The organism is Pseudomonas sp. S3_E10, assembly GCF_054667615.1.
This window is the reverse complement of the sequence record NZ_CP162743.1, coordinates 5,632,290-5,653,794: the sequence shown is the minus strand read 5'-3', so window position 1 is coordinate 5,653,794 and position 21,505 is coordinate 5,632,290. Positions and strand designations below refer to the sequence as shown.

The 21,505-nt window shown below is 56.1% G+C and carries 13 protein-coding genes; 3 read left to right on the top strand and 10 right to left on the bottom strand.

The window, feature by feature from the left end; translation table 11 throughout:
* Window positions 1–22: 22 nt before the first annotated feature.
* From AB4N98_RS25820 to AB4N98_RS25775, 10 genes are all read right to left on the bottom strand, one after another.
* Window positions 23–796: a flagellar hook-basal body protein gene (locus AB4N98_RS25820; RefSeq protein WP_281112258.1), complete on the bottom strand. Its 774-nt coding sequence runs from the start codon at window positions 794–796 to the stop codon at window positions 23–25.
* 15 nt (window positions 797–811) lie between these two features.
* Window positions 812–1,522: a flagellar hook-basal body protein gene (locus AB4N98_RS25815; protein ID WP_281112257.1), complete on the bottom strand. Its 711-nt coding sequence runs from the start codon at window positions 1,520–1,522 to the stop codon at window positions 812–814.
* Window positions 1,519–3,600, bottom strand: a complete 2,082-nt coding sequence (locus AB4N98_RS25810) for a flagellar biosynthesis protein FlhA (protein WP_460149020.1) — start codon at window positions 3,598–3,600, stop codon at window positions 1,519–1,521. Before AB4N98_RS25810 ends, AB4N98_RS25815 begins: the two co-directional genes overlap by 4 nt.
* The gene (locus AB4N98_RS25805; protein WP_460149019.1) at window positions 3,597–4,670 is read right to left on the bottom strand and encodes an EscU/YscU/HrcU family type III secretion system export apparatus switch protein; all 1,074 of its coding nucleotides are present in this window, start codon (window positions 4,668–4,670) and stop codon (window positions 3,597–3,599) included. The genes AB4N98_RS25810 and AB4N98_RS25805 overlap by 4 nt, the downstream gene beginning before the upstream one ends.
* Window positions 4,667–5,371, bottom strand: a complete 705-nt coding sequence (locus AB4N98_RS25800; protein WP_460149551.1) for a flagellar biosynthetic protein FliR — start codon at window positions 5,369–5,371, stop codon at window positions 4,667–4,669. The genes AB4N98_RS25805 and AB4N98_RS25800 overlap by 4 nt, the downstream gene beginning before the upstream one ends.
* Window positions 5,372–5,412: 41 nt before the next feature.
* The gene (locus tag AB4N98_RS25795; protein WP_150675492.1) at window positions 5,413–5,676 is read right to left on the bottom strand and encodes a flagellar biosynthetic protein FliQ; all 264 of its coding nucleotides are present in this window, start codon (window positions 5,674–5,676) and stop codon (window positions 5,413–5,415) included.
* A gap of 335 nt (window positions 5,677–6,011) precedes the next feature.
* Window positions 6,012–6,440 carry a tetratricopeptide repeat protein gene (locus AB4N98_RS25790; protein ID WP_460149018.1) on the bottom strand — a complete coding sequence of 143 codons (429 nt, stop codon included), beginning with the start codon at window positions 6,438–6,440 and terminating at the stop codon, window positions 6,012–6,014.
* A 65-nt stretch (window positions 6,441–6,505) separates the two neighbouring features.
* Complete coding sequence (locus AB4N98_RS25785) at window positions 6,506–7,204, bottom strand: hypothetical protein (protein WP_460149016.1); 699 nt, start codon at window positions 7,202–7,204, stop codon at window positions 6,506–6,508.
* Between the two features lie 2 nt (window positions 7,205–7,206).
* Window positions 7,207–7,950 (bottom strand): hypothetical protein, encoded by a 744-nt coding sequence (locus AB4N98_RS25780; protein ID WP_460149015.1) that lies wholly within the window; start codon window positions 7,948–7,950, stop codon window positions 7,207–7,209.
* On the bottom strand, window positions 7,950–19,130 hold the full coding sequence (locus AB4N98_RS25775) for a LysM peptidoglycan-binding domain-containing protein (RefSeq protein ID WP_460149014.1): 11,181 nt from the start codon (window positions 19,128–19,130) through the stop codon (window positions 7,950–7,952). The genes AB4N98_RS25780 and AB4N98_RS25775 overlap by 1 nt, the downstream gene beginning before the upstream one ends.
* Before the next feature lie 238 nt (window positions 19,131–19,368).
* Here AB4N98_RS25775 and AB4N98_RS25770 point away from each other — a divergent pair, with 238 nt between their 5' ends.
* Genes AB4N98_RS25770 through AB4N98_RS25760 form a run of 3 tightly spaced genes read left to right on the top strand, consistent with a single transcriptional unit; the run spans window position 19,369 to window position 21,498 of the window.
* Window positions 19,369–20,553: a tetratricopeptide repeat protein gene (locus AB4N98_RS25770; protein WP_460149013.1), complete on the top strand. Its 1,185-nt coding sequence runs from the start codon at window positions 19,369–19,371 to the stop codon at window positions 20,551–20,553.
* Between the two features lie 25 nt (window positions 20,554–20,578).
* Window positions 20,579–21,124 (top strand): tetratricopeptide repeat protein, encoded by a 546-nt coding sequence (locus tag AB4N98_RS25765; RefSeq protein ID WP_460149012.1) that lies wholly within the window; start codon window positions 20,579–20,581, stop codon window positions 21,122–21,124.
* Window positions 21,125–21,126: 2 nt separating this feature from the next.
* Entirely contained in the window at window positions 21,127–21,498 is a 372-nt protein-coding gene (locus tag AB4N98_RS25760) for a hypothetical protein (RefSeq protein ID WP_460149011.1), read from the top strand.
* Window positions 21,499–21,505 lie beyond the last annotated feature (7 nt).

The window sequence follows — 21,505 nt, the reverse complement described above, 5'->3', positions numbered from 1 at the left end:
ACGCACGTAATCTTCATACTCATCAGCGACGCAGGTTATTGATGGTTTCAAGTATCTGATCGCCGGCTTGAAGCAAGCGCGCGTTCATTTGGTAGGCACGTTGCGCCAGTACCAGGCTGCTCATCTCATCAATCAGGTTGACGTTGGACATCTCGACATACCCCTGCAACAGCACACCCTGACCATCCCGGCCGGGTTCGGCGTAGATCGCTTCACCGCTGACTTGAGAGGGTCGGTACAGGCCATCGCTGAGCTTTTTCAGCCCCTCGGCACTGGCAAACTTCGCCAACTGCACTTGGCCGACGGTGATCACCTCACCCGTCTCGACAACCGTCGCCTGCACCGAACCGTCCTGTTTGATCACCAGGTTGCGCGCATCAGGCGGCACTCGAAGGTCCGCTGTCAGGACCTGGCCGGTGTTCATCGCCAACTGTCCGTCGGTGTTCAAATGAAAGCGACCGGCACGGCTATAGGCCAATTCACCCGTTGGCAATTCGACTTCAAAAAAACCATCGCCCTGGATGGCCAGATCCAACTCGTTACCGGTCTGGCGCACTGCGCCCGGACTGAACACCTGAGTGGGCTCCGACGCCTGGATGCCTGCACCGGACAGCAGGTTTTCAGTCATGCCGCCGCCGTCATCCCGCGTGCCGACGTCACGCACCATGTCATGGAAATTGACCTGGCTACGCTTGTAACCAATCGTCTGCATGTTGGCCACGTTATTGGAAATACTGTCGATCCAGGCCTGGTTCGCGGATAAGCCGGAACTGGCAATACTCAATGCATCAATCACACCCGCACTCCCTGGTCAGTCCTTGCCCAATTGATTGATCCCGCTGTTAAGCAAACCGTCGTAGGCCGACAAGGCGCGCTGCAGGGTTTCGACGTGTCGCGATACTTCCATCATTTTCACCATGTCGGTGCCCATGGCAGCGTTGGAGCGTTCTAAAAGGCCTTGATGCACCACGTACTGCGTGGCTGGCGTCCAGGCTACGTCTGCCGAGTAGAGCCCTGCGCCCCGGGAGACTAAATCGCTGGCATGTTCGATACGCACCAGATTGAGTTGCCCCACCGGCGTATCGTCCACGCTCACTTCACCTTGGCTGCTCACCTTCAGCACACCGCCAGCCACCTGAATAGGCCCACCCTGACCGAGCACCGGATGCCCTGCGTTACTCACCAGGAAACCCTGATTGTCGACTTTAAAACGGCCATCACGGGTCAATGCCGCACCGTTGGGGGTATTCACGGCAAACCAGGCGTCACCAGACAACGCCAGATCAGTCACCCGCCCCGTGTATTGCAGAGCACCGCCATCGGTATTGATTGAGGTCTGGGTTTCCAGCCCATCGAGCCCGGCTGTGACGCCCGAGGCGGGTGCGCCCAAAGCCTGAACGCTGAATGCACGCCCGGCCTTGTAGCCGGTGGTGTTGGCATTGGCGACGTTCTGCGATACCTCCTTCAAGGTATCGATATCCCGCTGGATCACCCCGGCCAGTTGCATGATCATGTCGCTCATGCCGACTCCAGGCTGGGGAACCCAGGCAAATCAATCATTCCGGCGGATGTCACGCGAGCATGCTGGCCGACTTCGTTGACCGACAGCACAGCCATATGCGGCACCGCCCGCGACATGAATGCGCGCAATACCCGCCTTAGTGGCGCGGCACACAACAATACTGGCTGCTTGTTATCACCCAGCTGACGCTCGGCTTCACGAGCCACCGTGGTGACGAACCTTTCCAATTCCTGAACCGGCAGCAATGCGCTTTGCTGGCCCTCACGCGGTCGGGATGCGGCAAGCATGTAGCCTTCCAGTTGAGGGGCGATGGTCAGCACGTTGAGGTCACCGTTTTTATCTACCAGACGCTCATACAGCGCAGCACCCAGTCGTTCACGTACACGCTCGGCCAGGTCCTCCGCACTTTTGTTCGTACGCCCGGCATCCACCAATACTTCAAGGATGGTTTCCAGGTTGCGCACCGGAACTTGTTCACGCAGGAGCAATTGCAAGACGCGCTGAATATCGGAATAACTGAGGACTTGTGGGATCAGCTCATCCACCAGGCTACCCAGCGCGGCACGCTTGCTTTCCACCAGGCGCTCGGTCTCCGCGCGGGTGAGAAAATCAGGAGCGTAGCGGCGGGCAAGTTCGGAGAGGTGGGTCAACAGCACTGTGTCCGGCTCAACCAGCGTATAGCCGCTCATTCGCGCCTGGTTGCGTAACGCTTGGTCTATCCAAAGGGCCTTGAGGCCATACGTAGGCTCCTTGGTTTCGCGCCCTTCCAGCGTCGCAGCCGCACCACCTGGGTTGATGGCCAGTAACTTGTCGAACTCCAACTCGCCGTTGGCCACCACCGCGCCCTGGACGCAGACCTGATAGGTGCCTGGCGGCAGTTTCTTCTCTGCGTGCACACTCAGTTGCGGCAGGGCAAAACCGTAATCCCGGGCGAACTGTTTGCGAAGGTTGTCGATACGCAAGCTGAGGGTACTGGTGGCCGCCAAAACCTGTGCCGCAAGGTCATTGCTCAGGCGCAGTTCAAAGGCATCGCTGCTCATCAGCGCGTAGATATCATCCGAGGCTGTATCGGCCTGCGTCTGCGTCTCCTCTGACGCCGACTCGCCCTTGGCCTTGCGCTGCAACTGGCGGAATGAATAGCCAGCCGCCACGGCAAATGCCAGAAACAGCATCAGCAACGGCACCAACGGCAGGCCCGGCATCATCGCCAGCAACAACGTGACGATCGCCACCACCACCAGTGTCTTGGGGTAGGCCGAGACCTGTCGACCCAGTTCCGGCCCCAGGCGTGCGTCGGTAGCGGCACGGGTAATGATGATGCCGGCGGCCACCGCAATGATCAGCGACGGAATCTGCGTGACAATACCGTCACCGACCGTCAACAGAGTGTAGTGGTGCAGTGCATCGCCCCAGCTCTGTCCCTTTTGCAAAATGCCCACCGACAGGCCGCCGATGATGTTGATCGCAATGATGACAATCCCGGCGATAGCATCGCCTTTGACAAATTTGGATGCGCCATCCATTGCGCCGTAGAAATTCGACTCGCGCTCCAACTGGCTGCGGCGCCGCTTGGCCTCATCCTGGTCGATGATGCCCATGTTCAGGTCGGCATCGATGCTCATCTGTTTGCCTGGCAGCGAGTCGAGAGTAAAGCGCGCGGCCACCTCCGCGACCCGTTGTGCGCCACTGGTGACCACTACGTATTGCACCACCACCAGAATCAGGAACACCACGAAGCCGATCACGTAATTGCCACCGACCACGTGGGTGCCGATCGCGGCAATGACCTGGCCGGCATCACCGTCCGCGAGAATCAGCCGCGTCGCAGAGATGTTCAGCGCTAGGCGAAACAAGGTGGTCATCAGTAGCAGCGAAGGAAATGTCGAGAAGCTCAAGGGCTTGTCGATGTCGAAGGTCACCAGCAACACCAACAATGCGACAGCGAAGTTGGTCAGCAGCAACAGGTCGAGCAACCAGGTAGGAATCGGTGTGAACAGCACCAGCAAAATGCCGATGACGGCGACTGCTAACAGCAGGTCGCTGCTTTCCGACAGTGCGCGTGTCCAGAATGGTTTCATGGGCTCAGCACCTTATTGCCCGGCAGAGCAATCACCCAGCGATAGACGCGTGCCACGTCGGTCTGGGTGATATCCGGAATCGCTGAATCGACCCGCGCCAGTGCATGCAGGGTGCGCGCCAGCGGCGGACGGCGCAGGATCGGCACCTGGTGCTTGCGTGCCATCTGGCAGATACGCAAGGCATGAAAGCCACGCCCGATAGCCAGGACCCTGGGCGCAAGCATCGTTGCCGGACGGTATTGCAGGGCCACGGCGTAGTGAGTTGGGTTGGTGATGATGACATCGGCATCTTTGACCTGCCCCAGCGCGGAGGCTTTTTTCAGCAGGTCCTGCTGGATGCCTTTACGCTTGGAGCGAACCTCGGGATCGCCTTCGCGGCGCTTGTGTTCATCCTTGGTCTCGCGCTTGCTCATGCGCATTTGCCGGCCAAACTCACGGCGCGAGTACCACACATCAAACAGCGCGGCGGCGGCCATGATCGACAACACGGTAAAGCCCAATTGCATCAGTAATTGCTTGCCGGCCAGGGGCAGTTCCATCGGAGAGACCGTCGCCATGCCCAACAGACGCGGCAAAAGACTTTGGAACAGGTAATACAGCACCAGCGCAAACAGCCCGCCCTTGACCAGGACCTTGAGCAGCTCGACAAACATACGCCGCGAGAAAATGCGCTTGAGCCCCTGGATGGGGTTAAGCCGCTTGAAGTCGGGCTTGATCAAAAAGGCCGAAAACACCGGCCCGCTGAACAACAGATTGGTCAATACGGCCACCAATACCAAGGCACCGATCAGTGGCAGAAAGGCATACACCACCTGCTTCACGCTGTAGGCGCCCTGCTCGCCCAGATAGCCAAAGCTGGCCCCGAGCTGTCCTGCATTGGCTAACCACCAATGGGTGTGGGCAGCGATCACACTGGCAAGCGGCGCGGCGATGGCCGAGAACACCATCAGGAACGTAAGGATCATGGCGAACGACAACAGGTCCGGGCTACGCGGCACCTGGCCTTTCTTACGAGCCTCTTCGAGTTTGTAGGGGGTAGCCTCTTCACTCTTGTCCTGTTGATCGGTCATGGTGCACCTGCCGGGGACAGTGCGAAGCGCAACGCGTTTTCGATCAGCAGCGGCACGCGCTGAACAATGATCGGCAAGGTGAGGATCAGGATAAAAATGCCGACGCCAAGTTTGATCGGCAGCGACAGGAAATACACATTCGCCTGTGGCATCGACCGAGAGAGCAGCGCAAAGGCAGTGTCGATCAACCACATTCCAAGGATAACGGGCACAACGATCATGAACGCCAACAGAAATTGCTGGGTCAGAATGCCCATGACCGGCCCGGAGAAATTCATCAGGGAAACGCTGCCGGGAGGCACCGCGACCAGTAGCAGACTGAAGACGCGCAGCAAGTCGTGATGCAGGTTCAACGTCACGAACAGGATGCCCAGGGTCCACACCAGCACTTCGGCGACCAGGCCGGTCATATTGGAAGTGCCCGGGTCGAACACCCCGGCGGCATTCAGGCCGATCTGGGTGTCGATGAGCTTACCTGCCATGTCCAGGCCGGCATGGGCGGCGTGAAACCCGAAGGCCATCAACGCCCCCAGCATCAACTCGCCGAGTACCGACGATAGGCTCAATGCAGGCATGCCAGTCACATTCAAAGAACTGGCCAGGACGGCCGATAAGACCAGCGCCAGCAACACCCGAACGGTCATGGGCAATCGCGAGAAAAATACAATAGGGGCGACAACGAGAAGTGGCGCCAGCCTCATGGAGATGAGGAGCAGATTGGCCAGGTAGGGCGTCAACACGGCTAGAAGCCAGCAGCCTGAGTGAGTGCACTCAGCGCAAACTGCTTGAGGATCGTCAGCATCCAACCACCCAAAACCAACAGCATCACGACGGTGATGATCAGTTTAGGGATGAACGTGAGGGTCATTTCCTGGATCTGCGTGGCCACCTGAAGAATACTGACCAACAGGCCGACGATCAGGATAGCCAATAGCAAAGGGGCGGCAACCAGGGCTGCAGTTAGCAGCGCTTCCTTGAGCGCGTACAGCATGAAATCCTGTGTCATCCATGTCCCCAGGTAGTGCGTTTTGATCCGGAGACATCACATGCCATCCAGAGTTCCATGGCTAGTAGCCATTATTTTGGTGGCTGATCATAGCCATTCCTGAAGTCGCGAAACAAGAGGGGACGGAGGAAAAATAAAAAGAGTTTTTTAACGTTTCTTTTGAATAGAGCGGCACGCAAAACACCATCCAAAAGCGGTATGCCTTGGCACCATGCTATCTCCAATCGACAGAGAAAATGCTTGGCTTTGTAGCTATGACAGACGCTCATGCCATCTACCCAAGGCCTGAAGAACGCACCATAGCTATCGTCAATAGTCAAAAGCGTTGTTCTACGTCACAATTTGGCCCGTGCTTTTAGGAAACTCAGATAGTGTGAACTCTCATTCGCAAAAATCTCTTGCCCCGCCCCCATATAAGCCCGCATCAGCTCGTCTGCCGCACTGTCCTCTTGTCCCTCATCGAGATAAACCTGCCCAAGCCGCAAGTGCAAAAATGGGTTACCGATGCCACCAGGACAAGTCATTGCATACTGCAATGCATCACGCGCAGAAGATTTGTAACCAGATAGAAAACACGCATCTGCTATTGCGGCCAGAATCCAGGTAGAGGCTTCCCAACTATTTTTAGGTTCGGGAACTGATCGCCAGGCGCGGTTGTACTCGGCTATTGCCTCCCCATGGTTTCCTTGCTCAGCCAGCATGTCACCGGAACGGCAATATTCTTTTATTTTTTCATGCAGAACGACATCAAGCTCAGCACTCATATTCACATCCATTTAAGCCACATGAAGCCGCTCGAAAAACGCCAAACAACCAAGGCCAAACCCCACTACCATCGCCAAAGATGAACGCTGGATCCGGAGTAATCGAGATATTTCAGAATAGCCCCCAGTCTATAATCAACAACGAGCCCATTATCCAACCCACCGCCTTCCGATTCATAACCATTGACATAAAACGCGTCCACTGCCCGCTGGCGATAAAGATCGTCCGCCGTGTCAACCTCACCCACACCTTCATACTTCAAAATATTAAAGTAGAGTTGGTAGGTTTTTGCAGCGAGAGCAGATCTTTTCACTTTTGACAACCTGATTAATTCACCAGCAACGGCATCACTGAAAGAGCTAATCGACTCCCCCGCCAAAATCGCCGCCAAGATACAGTCCAACTTCCGATCTGGAGGTTCAATCGACTTACAATCTTTTTCTACTTCTATTTCCCTATCAATAAGAAATGCAAGAATCTGTAACTTTTCGATAGGAAACGCATTTTTTAAGTTAGCTTCAGGATCTAGCTCAAGCAGAGCCTTCACACTTTCCAAGCCTCGCTCCACACCCTGCTCAATGAATGATCGAGGATTTTCTCCACTCCGCCATGTAATCAACACCTGCATTAGCTGGCTCAAAAAAATCTGACGACTGTTAAGCGAAAGCAAATGATAATTTTCATGGTTTTTGGCGTATAAAAATCCCTCTTCAAAAGTACTGACTTGTTTTGCGTAAAATCGAATGCTTTCTACAGACGACATGTTCAATTCCTACCAATACTCACAACCTCTTCAGATCTAAAATTGAAGCCCACCACGCCATCTTTAGATACGTAACCAGCCAAATACTTGTCAAGCACCCCGTCAGCCCGCTTCAACAAATGGCAATCATCAAACTCACCATTCTTGATGTGGTACACCTTATGATCACAGCGTGCCTCATCGAGAAACAAGGCATCTCCACTCTCAGTAAGCAGCCAGCAATTTAATCGTTTCGATCCTACTAATTCTTCCAAAGCTCTCATGTCCGCCTTCTTACCCCCCACATGAACCCTGTATTGCTCAAGCGTCAAGCGTGATGCGTAATCAAAGGGTGCATTTAACCACCCAGTAGGTTGTACCGACGAATCAGTTACAACAAACGAGTCAAAAAGTCGATAGAGCTCGCGCCATTTTAAAGGGAGCATGGCATGTTCAAGATCATACTGCTGACCTGACGTGGCCTCATTCACAAATGTCAAATTAAAAAACAGGTTTTTTTCATGCCCCTGACACACCAAAGAAGGCAACCACAAACGAACTCCTTTTTTGAAAGCTGCAACGGGAGGCAGCCATTGGTCATCAATTGCACTCGCAGTTAAGGGAAAGGCCGCAGAAAAATCTTTGAACATGACGCTGGCAGGAGCCCCAAGTGCGGCTTTAATCTCTGGCTTTATGCGATCGACGACTGATGAGTCTAATTCTTCAGCAACCGAACAAATAAAATCATATTTTTTTATATCCAGCATTATTTTCCACCTAGTCTATTGGACAACTGATAGGCACGAATTTGATCCTGAATCAGATCTCTCATTTCTAGCTGAGTCGCTTTAAGACTCTCAATATATGCATCATTAAAATTAATCTTCCCGTACGTTTTCCAGTCAGTCAAAGCCCCTTTTGACGCATTAAATCCTTTGGGCAACGGCTGCAAATTACCAAGCCCCATTGTGTCTTGAACAATAGCAGTCATTTGTGATTTGTTAAGAGTATCGAAACCCGGCATGCGGACAATTTTACTGACCGGGAAGATATGGTCTACCTCCATCGCAGATCCCAAAGGAGCGTGGGTTATCCGGTTGGTGAAGGGATCTAGATACCCCATGCCCTGGAAACGCTCACTCATTGCCCGACTTACAGTGGTGATCCGTGTGAAATTAACACCGGGAACGACTATCCCGCCATAGAATGTGCCGCCACGCGGGCTGAAAACGATCTGAGAGTTCTTGACAAAATTGAGCCCCGATTTTCCAGCCATCGCAGCAGCTTTCCCGCCCCCGGCAGTGGCAATAAATCCGGCGGCGAATGTCAGCGTATCCTCAGCTATTTGCTGCGCACTGTGGCTTGAGTAATAACCACTGGCGGCATCAGAAACAGCCTCAACAGCATCACCAGGATTATTCCATACATAACTGACGCCACTTTCAAGCGCGGCATACGTCTGAGACCGTACGTTACTTTCTGTGGCCAGCCCCACCAACCCTGTAACGCCTTCCGCAATGTCCCAACCTGCCGCATTGAGTGCCCTGCCCACAGAGCCAAGAACCGCTCCAGATGTACCCTCGGCTGTATTCACAATGTCTGAATAATAAGCACGATCATATTGGCGCCCGTCGCTTGCCCAACTGCGCATCCGCTCGTAAAGCGAGAGTTCAGAATTAACACTTGCTGCTGAGCTTTCGATTGGCACACCTACCAAGAAACTTTCTTCAGCGGGAGCACTTATCGATATCGCACCACTATCGTAGAAATAACCAGTTCGTCCATCATCAGTTGAGCCGATCGCTTCGATTTCTACTGGGGGTAGATATCCCGATTGCAGCAAATTGCGGATCTGCGCAGGAGTGTAACCTTGAGCGGTCATACGCCGCGCAGCATCAGCTTTCACGTCTTCAGCCTGGGCATACCCGCCCTGAGAGGCATCAGAGCCCTTGATACTACGCACGGTATAGTCGGCCAACGTATTCCCAAAAGCATCGGCTGCCACCTGCCCGAAATCAGGTCGAGCCCCCCCAAACCACTTGTCTTTCAAAACCGCAGAAGCATAAGCACTGATCTGCCCGCGCACCGTTGAACTCACTAACCCAGGGCCATTCCCACCTACATACCCGGCAATAGTGGCCCCTACTGCAGATGCCGCAACATTGCGCCAACTGAACGAGTTATCCAGCCCCACCACCCGGCTGGCGATCTGGCTGTTGGCATAGTTGAATGTCCCCAGTGCCGCGTAGCCGGTGCCGTAAGTACCTCCGCTTTTCATGGCTTCTGCAGCAGTGCCCGCCCATGAGCCCAGCGCTCCGGTCTGTGCCAAAGTGCCAAACCCTGAGGTGAGACCGGCCGTCAGACCACCGACAGCCACTTGTTTCCAGGAAAAACTATCCACGACCCCCATTGCCCGGCCGGCCAACTGCGATGCTGCACCGCCTACAGCGCCAGCTAGCATCGCTACACCGAAGGTGCCCCATCCCGCCCCGGCGATGGTGCCTGTCATCACGGCAGCCCCCGTCGCAACCAGACCACCTGTGGTTGCAGTGGCTCCCACTGCAAGCGGCGCAGCGGCACCAGCAGTTAGAACGGTAGCCACCACAGCAACTACCACCATGACAACACTGGCGAGACCGCTGCTTTTCTTTTTCTTTGGTTTGGGTGGCGGTGGTAAAGTCGGACTAGGGGTGGTATTACCGACTACATCATCGGCGCTATACACCTTAAAAGTAGTTGAATTATTGCGAGTACCACTTACGACATTTGGTATTCTAATGCTTTCGCCAACCAACAATGTTTTACTGGGATTAAGGCTATTCGCATCTGCTATTAAATACCACATCCCCGAATCGCCCCAGACTGCTTGGGCTATACGTTCAAGTGTGTCCCCCTGATTAACGATGTACATCGATGGATTGAGCCCAGGGTATTCAGAAGAGATAGGCGCAAAAGTATCGCTTAACTCCGCAACGCTTGCAGTGCCGACATTAGCAAGCGCCTTACCCTCATAGTAGTAATAGTTTTGCGCAATCCCGTTACTTTCATACCCGGCTTCATACCTTGCGATTAATTTTCCGTCGCGATCGGATGAAAAGGCACGATAGCCAACACCATTAAAAATAGAATCCAGGCTTCCTCTTGCAGTGTAATTAAACGAACTAGTCCCGGGACTACCCCCCAAGCTCCAAGTCGCTACAGTCTCTCGCTCCTTGTAGGAGTCCATTAGGTAGTAAGTTTTACTATAACCTCCCGTATAGCTAACACCCGTGCCATTGCTATTATAAACCACATATCGATAGGATTTTTGGTTTCCTACCGCATCAACCATACCGCTCTCACCATAATAAGTAGCTTGAGAAACCTTTTGCGCACCACCTGCCATCTTATAACTTAGCTGAGAAACTATTTTGCCATCTCCCCGATAACTATAGTTACTTACAGTCGTGATCAGCCCACCACTATATCCAAGCTGACCTATGCGATTGCCGCGCCCATCATAACTATTCGAAAAATCAAGGGATACTGAGCTAACCGATACTATTTCTTGTAAACCATTAGCACCCAAAGCACGATTAATGTTCTGGCCTCCCGAACTTGAAACTTGTCCAGTATCATTGTAAGAGTAGTTATTGCGGACATAAACGTCGTTCGCCCCCACGGTGTTCCGCCACTGCTCTGAAGACGCGCGACGACCGGCCATATCGTAACTGATGGAATACCCTTTTGTTTTATCTCCAACCTTGCCCGAAACAATCAAACCGGCAGATACGTAACCATCACCAACTAGAATTCTATCTTCAAGATCAAATTTGTTCCAGTTTTCGATAACTGTCCGCGCCCCAGCTTGATTTGTTGCATCCATCAGAGTACGACGACGATTCCCATACTCATCAAAATCGTATTTAAGTGAGTCTATTCGTGCACTGTATGCCAAAGACTTCAAGACGCCGTATGTAGTGGTTCCCGCCGGAGCCTTTGTTTCTTTCAGTCTGGCCCGCTCGTCAATCTGATATCGTGTCTCCATACTGGAAAAAATATCTTCTGCCAGCACGATTGTAGTTCTGTATCTATGCGAATCAACCGAGCGAACCTTGTCACCCGTCAAATTATAATAATAAGTAGACGTCTGCGAGTCGATTTCACCTGGCCCCCATTCTGACGCTGCATCCTCTACCGACTTCAATGCACCATTCGAATAATAAACATAATTAACCAAAGATGTTATATCTACATCTTGAAACACCCCTGGACTAATCTCTATCCTCCAAGGCATTATACTTTTTAGAACCTGGCCAAATGCATTGTACGAATAGGTATAATTATTTCCGCCCAAATCTTTACGACTTGCTAACCGCCCATAATCAGCCTCATTATAACCCCATACACTTGTATTAGCTAAGCCATCAACTTCCCTAATTTTTTTATTACCCTCACTAAACTCATATGAGTTTTCAACGCGAGACTCATTGCGCGTTCTAACAATATTCCCCCGCTCATCAAACAACGTATACCGCACATTCCCCGCCACCCCAGTCATAACCCCCGACCCACTGGCGCTGGCCAACGTCTCCTCTACCGCACTACTCCCACTGATCTCCCCAACCAACCGACCCGCCTGGTCGTACTGATTGGTCGACAACGTCACCGCAACGCCATTGCGTACGATCCCGTGCGTCAACTGCCGATCCATCGCGTCGTAGCTGTCAACCAATACGGTCCCGAGCGCATCCTGGGTGGCAACCCGATTGCCGTGGCTATCTATCAGGTAATTGCGCGAATACCCCAAAGCACCGATATCACGCAGCAACTCACCCACCTGGTTGTAGACATGCTGTCGCGTACGCAAGGCGGTGCTGGTAGGCATGCCTACATAAGGCCCCACCAGATCCACCTCCTGGATCAACTGCCCCAGCACGTCATAACGCTTTTCATGGATCAGGCTGGCACGGTAGCTGGTGCCGTTTTCCCGCAGGATGTCGGTGACCGGCAAGGTTTCGGTGAGTTGCTTGTTGTTGTGATCGTAGGTGTAGGTGGTGATGTAGCCGCGAGCATCGGTGCGGGTCAGCAGGTTGCCCCAGCGGTCGTAGCTCTGGCGAATGATCGGCGTGGCCAGGGTCAGGTTGATGTTGTTCAGCGTGTCGGCGTTGATGTTGGCTTCAAACGCGGGCAGATGCTGCTCAAGGGCTCGGCCGAGAACGTCGTAGCGGGTGTAGGTAATACGATCATCTGCGGCGGTGTTGGCGTCGCCGATCTGGTTACTGCGACTGGCCTTCGCATTGAGGTCGTAATCGACGCGGGTAATGCCTTGAGCGTTTTGCTGCTGGGTAACCCGCCCGGCCTGGTCATAGACATAACCAGCTTGCAGGTAGCCATTCAACAACTGGCTGGTCACTTCGCCGAAACGGTTGTACACCGCTGAGTTGATGGTGGTTTTCTGGGTGTTGTCGGCGGCCGTGTACCAGTCGGTGGTGGACAGCTGTTGGCCCATCACATCGTAGGTGTAGCCACGACGGATGGTCTGGGTGCGAGTGAGCGCAGCGCCGCCCACCGTCCAGCCACTCAGGGTCACGTTGATCTGGCGACTTTCTTCCAAGCGCCGACCGGCCGCGTCGACCTTGTAGGACTGCGCCGAACCACTGGCGTCGATGCTTTGAACTTCGTAACCCGCTGCATCAAAACGGGATCGGGTGACACGGGTTACGCCGGCCTGTTGATTGCCTGCCGAATCGACCCCGGCACTTTCGGTTTCGCTCAACACCTGGCCGAAGGCATTGAGTGCGTAGGTGGTAGTGGGTGATGCAAAGACAAAACCGGCCGCAAAAGGATCGACTGCGCCTTTTTTCGCCGTGGCTCGGGCCGGCTCGACAAGCCGCACTGTCTGCCCCAGGGCATTGTATTCGGTTGAGGTGACATTACCGGCAGCGTCCACCACTGCCCGCACATTGCCCACGCCGTCGTAAAACATCTGGCTGACCAGATGGTTGCCGACTACCGCCACCGCAGAGACCGTACCTGACTGACCATTGATAGTCTGTTGCCAGTAACGCACGCCTTCCTGGGTCACTTGGCTCAAGCGCCCCATGGCGTCGTATTCGAAACGTGTGCTGCGATCGTTGACGCTGGCCACCGGCAGGCTCGGCGGAGTGCTGTCGTCCCAGCCGCTCAGGCCGTTGGCGTACTCGACCTGGCGACTGACCTTGCCCAGCACGTTGTACTCCATGCGGGTGTAGTTGCCCTGCCCATCGACGCTGCCGATGCGTTGCCCGGCCAGGTCGTAGTAGTACACATTGCTGGCGCCGCTCTGCACGGTCACGCCGCTGGCGTTTCGCGCGATCAGGGTTTCACGCACCAATTGGCCTAAGGCGTTGTAACTGTAAACCGTAGTCGGCGAGGCGGTGATCAAGGTCGACGTGGCAACGTTGCCAGTGAAGGTGTAGACACTGACGGCGTCCTGTTGCACTGCGGTCTTGCGTCCCAAGGCGTCGTAGGTGGTGATCAGTGTTCGGTCTTGTGAGGCATTGGGTATCAGCGTTGAGCTGTTCAGGTCGCTGGCCGTGTAATAACCAGCTGTCGGCGCGGGTGCCGTCAAGGCATTGGCATACCGCTTGGTGGTCAGGCGGTTGCCTTGGGCATCATAGGTGTAGGCCGTCACTCCTTTAAGGGGATCAATGTCATGGGTCAGTCGGCCGAGGGTGTCGTAGACCTTGTAGCTGTCGACGAAGTCAGTCCCCGGCGCGCCAGTGTTGTTGACTCGGACACGATTGCGCAGCGCATTCCCGAGTCCATCGTAGGTGACGTCCGTGGTCACCTGCAGCGTATTGGCCGTTCCGTCCGAGGCCTGCTGATAAGCACCGGTGACCTTGTTGTACCAGCCCGGCGCGGTGATCTGCACTTGATGGCCGACAGCGTCGTAGGAGTACGCGGTGGTCCTTGCCTGGCTCAGGTCATCGCCAGCCGGATCAGCTGCCAATGCGCTGCGCAAGCGTCCCGCCGTTCGGCTGGTGACGTTACTCAACGCATCGTAGGTAATGCGGGTGACTTGCAGTACCGAGCGAGTACTGACCACCCCATTGATATCAATGCTCGACACGGCAACCGCAGGGGTGATTTCTTCTACCAGCCGGTTCACGTTGTCGTAGCGGTAGTTCCACACCGAACCGTTTTTGTTGGTTAAGGTGGTCCGATTGCCCACGGCATCGTACGTGTAGGATTCGGTCTTGCCGGCGGCGTCGGTGACACTGCTGAGCTGCCCGGCGGCGTCGTATACCGAGCGCGTGGTGTACGTCAGCGCGCCCAGGTTAGTCAGCGCGGCAGTCACGCCCTCAAAGGTGCGCGGTGTGCCCGCCGGCATTGCCTTGTCGTAAAGGCGGCTTTCAGTGATACGTCCCTGTTGGTCATACAGCGTTTCTGTAACCTGGTTCAGTGCATCGATGGTCACCCGCACTCGACCCATCTGATCGTAGAGATAGGTGGTGACCTGGTCCTTGGCGCTGGCGCCTGCCGCAACGCTGGCCGGCGCGTTGCCCAAGGCGGCCAGCGCGCTGGCACTCAGGGCGGTGGCGAAACGAGTAGTGCTGGCCAGGCGACCATCCGGATCATAGGTACTGCGGGTGACACCGCCGAGAGCATCCACTGTGTCAGTCACGCGCCCGGCATTGTCATAGACGTACCAGGTACTGTTGCCACCTGGATCCAGCTTGCGAGTCACCTGGTCATTGGCGTTGTAGAAATATTGCGTCGTGAGGTTGTACCCGTTGGGATCAAGTCGTTCGGCGGTGCGACGGCCCAGGTTATCGAATACATACAGAACGATCTGCTGATTCGGATTGGCGGTGGTGCCGCGTGCCACCTGGACCTGTCGACCAAAGCCGTCATAGGTGTAGGTGGTCGTCAGCTTGAGGCCGTTCGGGTCTTGCACCACCGTCAGCAATTGACCCTTGCGGTCGTAGGCATAGTCAGTGATGCGTTGACCCGCCTCGGTCATGCGTACTTTGCGCCCCTGCCCATCAAACGCATATTGGGTCACAACCCCGGCAGCGTCGGTACGACTGATCATGCGATTCGCAGCATCGTAGCCATAGGACGTCACCCGGCCCAATGCATCAGTCACGTTCAGCAAGTGTCCGGCGACATCGTAAGTATTCGTGGTGGTACGAGCGAGACCATCGGTACTGGCGATCTGTTGGCCGTTTTTGTCATAGCTGAAGGCCTGGGTGCGGCCTTTGCTGTCGGTGATTGTCAGCGTTTCACCGTGACGATTACGCACGGTAGTCATGGCCAGGCCATCCGGCGTGGTCACCACCAACGTGCGCGTGCTGTCGTTGTAGCTATAGGTCGTGAACAGCCCACGCGCGTCCATCTGGCGCAAGACACGGCCAAAGGCGTCGTATTCACGGCCCTGGGTCTGGCTGAGGGGATTGCTTTCAACGATCACGCGACCATTGTCCAGGTAGCTGGTGCTGTTGATCTGCCCTCGCCCATCGATCCTGTTGATCACCCGTCCGAAGGCGTCATAGGAGACTCCGGAGGTGCGCGATAAACCGCCGACGTCCTCTGCCTTGCCAATCAGTTCACCACGCCGGTTATAAGCCAGGCTTTCGCGAATCGTGGTGCCACTGGGGCCGGTACGCAGGCTGCCAACCTGCTCGCCAAACAGGTTGTAGGCATAGCCAACGGTATTGCCCAGCGCATCGGAACTGCCGGCCAGCGTGCCGGAGGTGGTGTAGGCGTAGAAGCTGCGGTTATCGGTGTTGGCATCACGAATCGCCTGAACCAGTGCATTGACCTGCACCGTCAACAAACCGCCCGACAACGTGGCGGTGTTGGCCGTACTGAGTCGGTTTGTCAGGGGCGCGCGCTCGCTGGCATCACCGAAGGCGGTATAGCGGGTTTCACTGACTTCACCCAGGGCGTTAATTACATGGGTCAAACGTCCTGCCGCATCGTAGTAGGACAGTGTCCGGTTGCCCAATGCATCGCTGGCGCTGGCGACGCGGCCGGCGGCGTCGTAACGATAGGTCAGACCATATTGCGCATAAACGGCGGCCACTTGGGCGTCGGTCATGCCGACCGTAATGCGACCCGACGCCTCGCCCAGCAGTTTGCCGATGGTTTGTCCGAAGGCGTCATAACGGGTGAGTACACTGCGAGCCTCGGGTGTACCTTGAGCCCGGGTTTCGCGCACCAAGCGTCCTGCCGCGTCATATTCATAGGCGGTCACCGTACCGTCGGTAGCCGTACGCTGGGCCACTCGCCCCTGGCCGTCAAAAGCAGTGGTACTGGTTTGCCGCGCACTGCCGGACACCGCGGCCTTGAGCGTGGCGAACCCGGTATTGCTGTTGACCGCGGCGGTATAGGCTGCTGCGTATCGGACGGTTTGCTGGGTGTTGGTGGCTTCGTCGAACACAGTCTCAGTGACAAACTGCTGCTCATCGAGGCTGCCGACCTGCCTGCCGGCCGCATCATAGAAATACCAGGTCGACAGGCTGCCACCTTCACTTGGCCTCAGTTGATCAAGTGTGCCTGATTCGCGGTTGGCGGCGGCGGTCACTGCGGCATAACGAAGGGTCTGGACCAGTCGGCCAGTGGCGTCATAACGGTTTTCCCGCAGGTAGCCTTCAGCATCCAACTGCCCGGTCTGATGTCCACTGGCATCGTAGAAAAACCGCGTGATGCGGTCCCCACCCTGCTGCCGCACCAACTGCCCAAGGCCGTCGTAGCTGAGGGTCGTCACCAACCCCGCGGGTGTGGTGGTGGTACTCAGGCGTCCCGCAGAATCGTAGGTGAAAGAAGTGACGCGATCATCAGCGCTGGTTGGGGGCCGAATCTGCGACACCAGGGTGAACGTCACCGTCGTACCGTCGTAGCCGCCGGAAGTGTCGATCAAAGTCGCATAGCGCTTTTCCTGGTTCCGCTGCCCGACTTTGTTGTAGGCAAACTCAGTAACGGCCCCCAGGCCATTGATCTGAGCGCTAACCCGCCCGGCTTCGTCGTACAGCACATAGGAGCGCACGCCCGTGGCGTCCTGGACCATGGTTTGCCGGCCAGCCGCGTCATACACATACAGCGTCGAGCGCGGTGTGGTGTTGGCGGCGGTTTCGCTTTGGGTAATCAACCGGCCCAAGGTGTCGTAGGACTGGCTGATGGTCAGCCCTGCGCTGTTGGTCGTAGTGACTGTACGACTGAGGCCGTTATAGACCGTAGTTCGGGTACCGGATGCATCGGTCTGACTGAGTACTCGGCCCATGCCGTCATACACAATGGAGGTGAGCACAGCCTTCGCGTTTCTATCCGCCCCACGCACAGCCAGCGTTTGCAACAACTGGCCGTGTTCGCTGTAAATAAATTCGGTAACGTTCGCGGCACTGTCCAGCAGACCCGCGCCATTGGCATCGACAGCGGCATACACCACACGACGGCTCAGGTTGCCGCGATAGTCATAGCTCAGTTCGGTCAGCGTCGAGCGTGTCTTGTCTCGTGCAGCCACCCAGGTAATCAACGACGACACGGACAACACGTCGGCGGGCGCCAGCCCTGACACCGCAAACTGCGCATCCGCATAGCTGACTTCCTGGGCGCGCAGGCCATTGGCGTTATAGCGGTATTCCACCACTTGGCCCGCGCTATCCACGGTGAATCGCAGGCGGTTGCCGCTGCCATAGGCGTAACGCGTGACCTGGGCGCTGCTCTCGGGAGGTTCGGTCCAGCCGGTGCCATTGCGGGTCGCAGGCACGCGATAACGAACCTCATTGAGCAATTGGTTATCGGCGTTGTAGCTGCGGGTGATGGTATTACCTGCGCTGTCACGCTCCAAGATCCGATTGCCATTGGCATCGTAGCCATAGCTCACCGAGTTGCCGCGACCGTCGACGACCTCGATGACATTACCGTCGGCGTCGTAGCTGTAGCGCGTGGACAGACGCTGGCCGTTGACTGCCGGCGTGCGTACCTCGATCAGTTGATCCTGAGTGTCGTAGTAGTAACTCCACTGCTGCCCAAGCCCGTTGAGCACATCGGTGCGACGGTTGGCTGTGTCATAGCTAAAGCGTGTAATTCCAGACGCGTCACTGACGATGCTGACACGGTAATCGGCCCCCACTTGTTCGTAGCCGAAATTCACGGTGGTGCCATCGCTCTGCGTGACGCTGGCAATGTAGAAACTCGACTCCACGTACGTATAGGACGTGGTGTAGACCTTACCATCGGCGATGCTGTTGTCTTGCGGGCTCAGGTCAGTGCTGACGCTGGTCAGGCGGCCCAGGCCGTCATAGGTGTAATACACCTGGCGCGTCAGTGCCTCACCTGCCGAACGCCGCGTGTCCAGGCGCTCCAGCTTGCCGGTGGCGTTATAGTTAAGCACCAGCTCCTGACCCGAACTGTCCTTGACGCTGCTCAAACGCCCCTGGACGTCATAGCTGTAGCTGATCTGGGTGCCATTGGCATCGGTAGTGGATACCAGTTGGCCGTTCCAGTTGTAACGTTCAGTGGTGCGTCGTGAACCATCGGTCCATACCACTTGCCCTGCGAGGTCGTCCCACGTGAGGGTGTCATGCGCGCCATCACCTTCGGTGGACTGATAGCGCGTTCCGTCCCAGCGATAGACCGCTTTGTGACCATCGCCGGTGATGCGGACCATCTGGCTGCCGGCAGTATTCAAGGTGCCCACCAACGTCAGGCTGCGCTCGGCATCCCAGCGCCAGCCATCGGCGTCTCCGTCGCTGAAATCACCTCGGGTGTTGTAGGTCCGGGTATGCAGAAGATCCTGGCCAAGACCGGACAATTGCTCATCGGTAAAACGCAGGACCAGGTTGCCATTGCTGATATTGACCAACGCTTGGCCGCCAGCCTGGCCGAGGTTGCCCTGGCCGGGCGAACCGCTGCCACCCAGCGAATTGAGCGAGGTGTTGAACAGACCCAATCCATTGCCAGCAACGATCGCTACCATTTCCTTGACTCCCCCGCCCCAACTGAACCGGCCTTGCGGTTCAAGACAATTGGGCTGTCCGCGAGCGCGGTAAATCAGCCCCTCTGTCAGTCCTTATGCGTCGATTTCGAGGATTGTTTAGGGCGGGTGGGAATTTTTTTATTTCGCCAGGAAATTGCGCGGTTCCCCATGACAGCGAGCCAGTGACGAGGCAATAATTCAGCCCACCGTTACCCATGCCCCAGGGAAGGATTGATCGATGAGCACTGATGGCATCCTCGCCGAACAACAGCGCCTGGCAAGGCTACTGACATTTCTTGACCACGACCCAGGCAACCTGACACTGATTTGCGACGCTATGGGCAAGGCGATCGCGCTGGGTGACCTGGCTATCGGTCAACAATTGATCGAGCATGTAAAGATCCACGGTATCGAGGATCCCAGGGTGTTCGCCAACGGCACTCACTTGCTGCTACAGGCGGGCGACTACTCGGCAGCCGCCGCCTTTGGAGACAAGGCAATCGCGGCTGGCCTCAATGATCCTGCCGTCGTCTTCAACACCGCGCTGGGGCATTTCCACAGTGCCGATTTCAGCGCTGCCGACACCCTACTTGCCCATCTGACCCCGCACGCCGATTGCCCCGCCGCGACCTTGCTGATGCATGCCCGTGCCCTGCATCAACTGGAAGAAACCGAAGCGGCCGAAGCCCTGGTGCTTCGAGCACAACAACTTGAGCCCCACAACGTCGACATTCGCGGCTTGCTGGCACTCCTGTTGTACGAAAACGACAATCTTGCCCAGGCGCTCAGCACTGCTCATGAAACCCTGGCCACTGACCCGGACCAACGCGACGCATTGATCGCATGCGCCACGGTGCAATTCGAGCAACACAACGTAGCAGCGTCTCGCAAGGCGTGGCTGCATACCCTCAAGGCCTATCCGGACTGTGGCCGAGCCTGGTCGGGGCTAGGCCTGTTGGAATTCGGTGAACTTGAGTTCGACCTGGCAGAAAGTCACCTCAAGAGCGCCGTCCAGTTCATGCCTCACCATATCGGCACCTGGCACCTGCTGGCCTGGATTTACATCCTGCGCAACGACAACGCTAAAGCACGCGCGGCGCTGGAGCAGTCCTACGCACTGGACCGCAGCTTTGGAGATACCCACGGCGGGCTGGCGGTGGTTGATATCCTCGAAGGCCACTCGGAAAGAGCACGCATAGGCATCCGCAAAGCGCTACGTCTCAAGCCCGACAGCCTGGCGGCCCACTACGCACAGGCACTCCTTCTGCAGCAGGCCGGCCAAACAGATGAAGCCAGGCAACTGATCGATGGTCTCTTGGAGAAAAACCGCCCAGACAGTGAAATCACTGGCCGTACGTTGGTCAACCAATGGCTGCAACGTCACCAGCAAGGCACAACGCCGCCCAATCCCGGCCAACACTGAAGTCATCCCTCATGGAGCCCCAACTATGCTGGACGCAACCGAATACCTGCACCTAGCCATTCACGCCAGCGAGGACGGCAATCACCACGCAGCCCTGAACTATCTCAACACCGCACTGGAACAACAGCCAGATAATGCTGCCGTGCGCTATTTCCTGGCGGCCGAACACGCGGAGCTCGGGCTGCTGGATCGTGCGCACGCCGGCATGACCCAAGCCCTGGAACTTGATCCCCATATGGATATCACTCGCTTCCAACTCGGCCTGCTGAACCTGCAACTGCAACAGGTCGAACAGGCCCGTACAGCCTTTGACTATCTGCAACTCCACACACAAGACATCAGCCTGAAATGGTTCGCCAGCGCCTATCTGGATATGCTCAATGAGCAGCCAGGGAACGCCGTCGAGAAGCTGAAAAGCGGCATTGCCGACTGTACCAACCCCGCATTGAAAGCGGACATGACGCGTGTACTGTCCAGCCTCGCAGATACCGCCGTTGCCCCCAAAAACGATACACTCGCCCCGCCAGGCGTGTTCCTTGGCGCTTACCGTGACAACCTCGAGACCCCGTGACAATGAGCAAGATCGACCCCACTCGACTTTCCCGCGTCCTGGCCGCCCTGGCTAGACCCAAGGAACCGGTAACGTCGAGCGCTTTCACCCAGGCTGCTCCCGGCAAAAGCCAGAATGCCGGCAAGAGCCTGGAGACGCTGAAAACACGCTTGCATGGCCGCATCAAGGCCTTACAGCAAGATGCGGAAGGTTTTCGTGATGCCGCACCGGTCGTCACGATTCAGGAAATTTTATGCTGGGAGTTTGGTGATGGGATTCTTGAGCACAGTGATTTCAAGCAGATCGCGCAACAGGTGACGCAAACCATGATGGGCGAACCAAAACTGGAGAAAACGATCCGCACGATTATTGATGAGGCCCTGTCGGGAAAATAAGACCGGG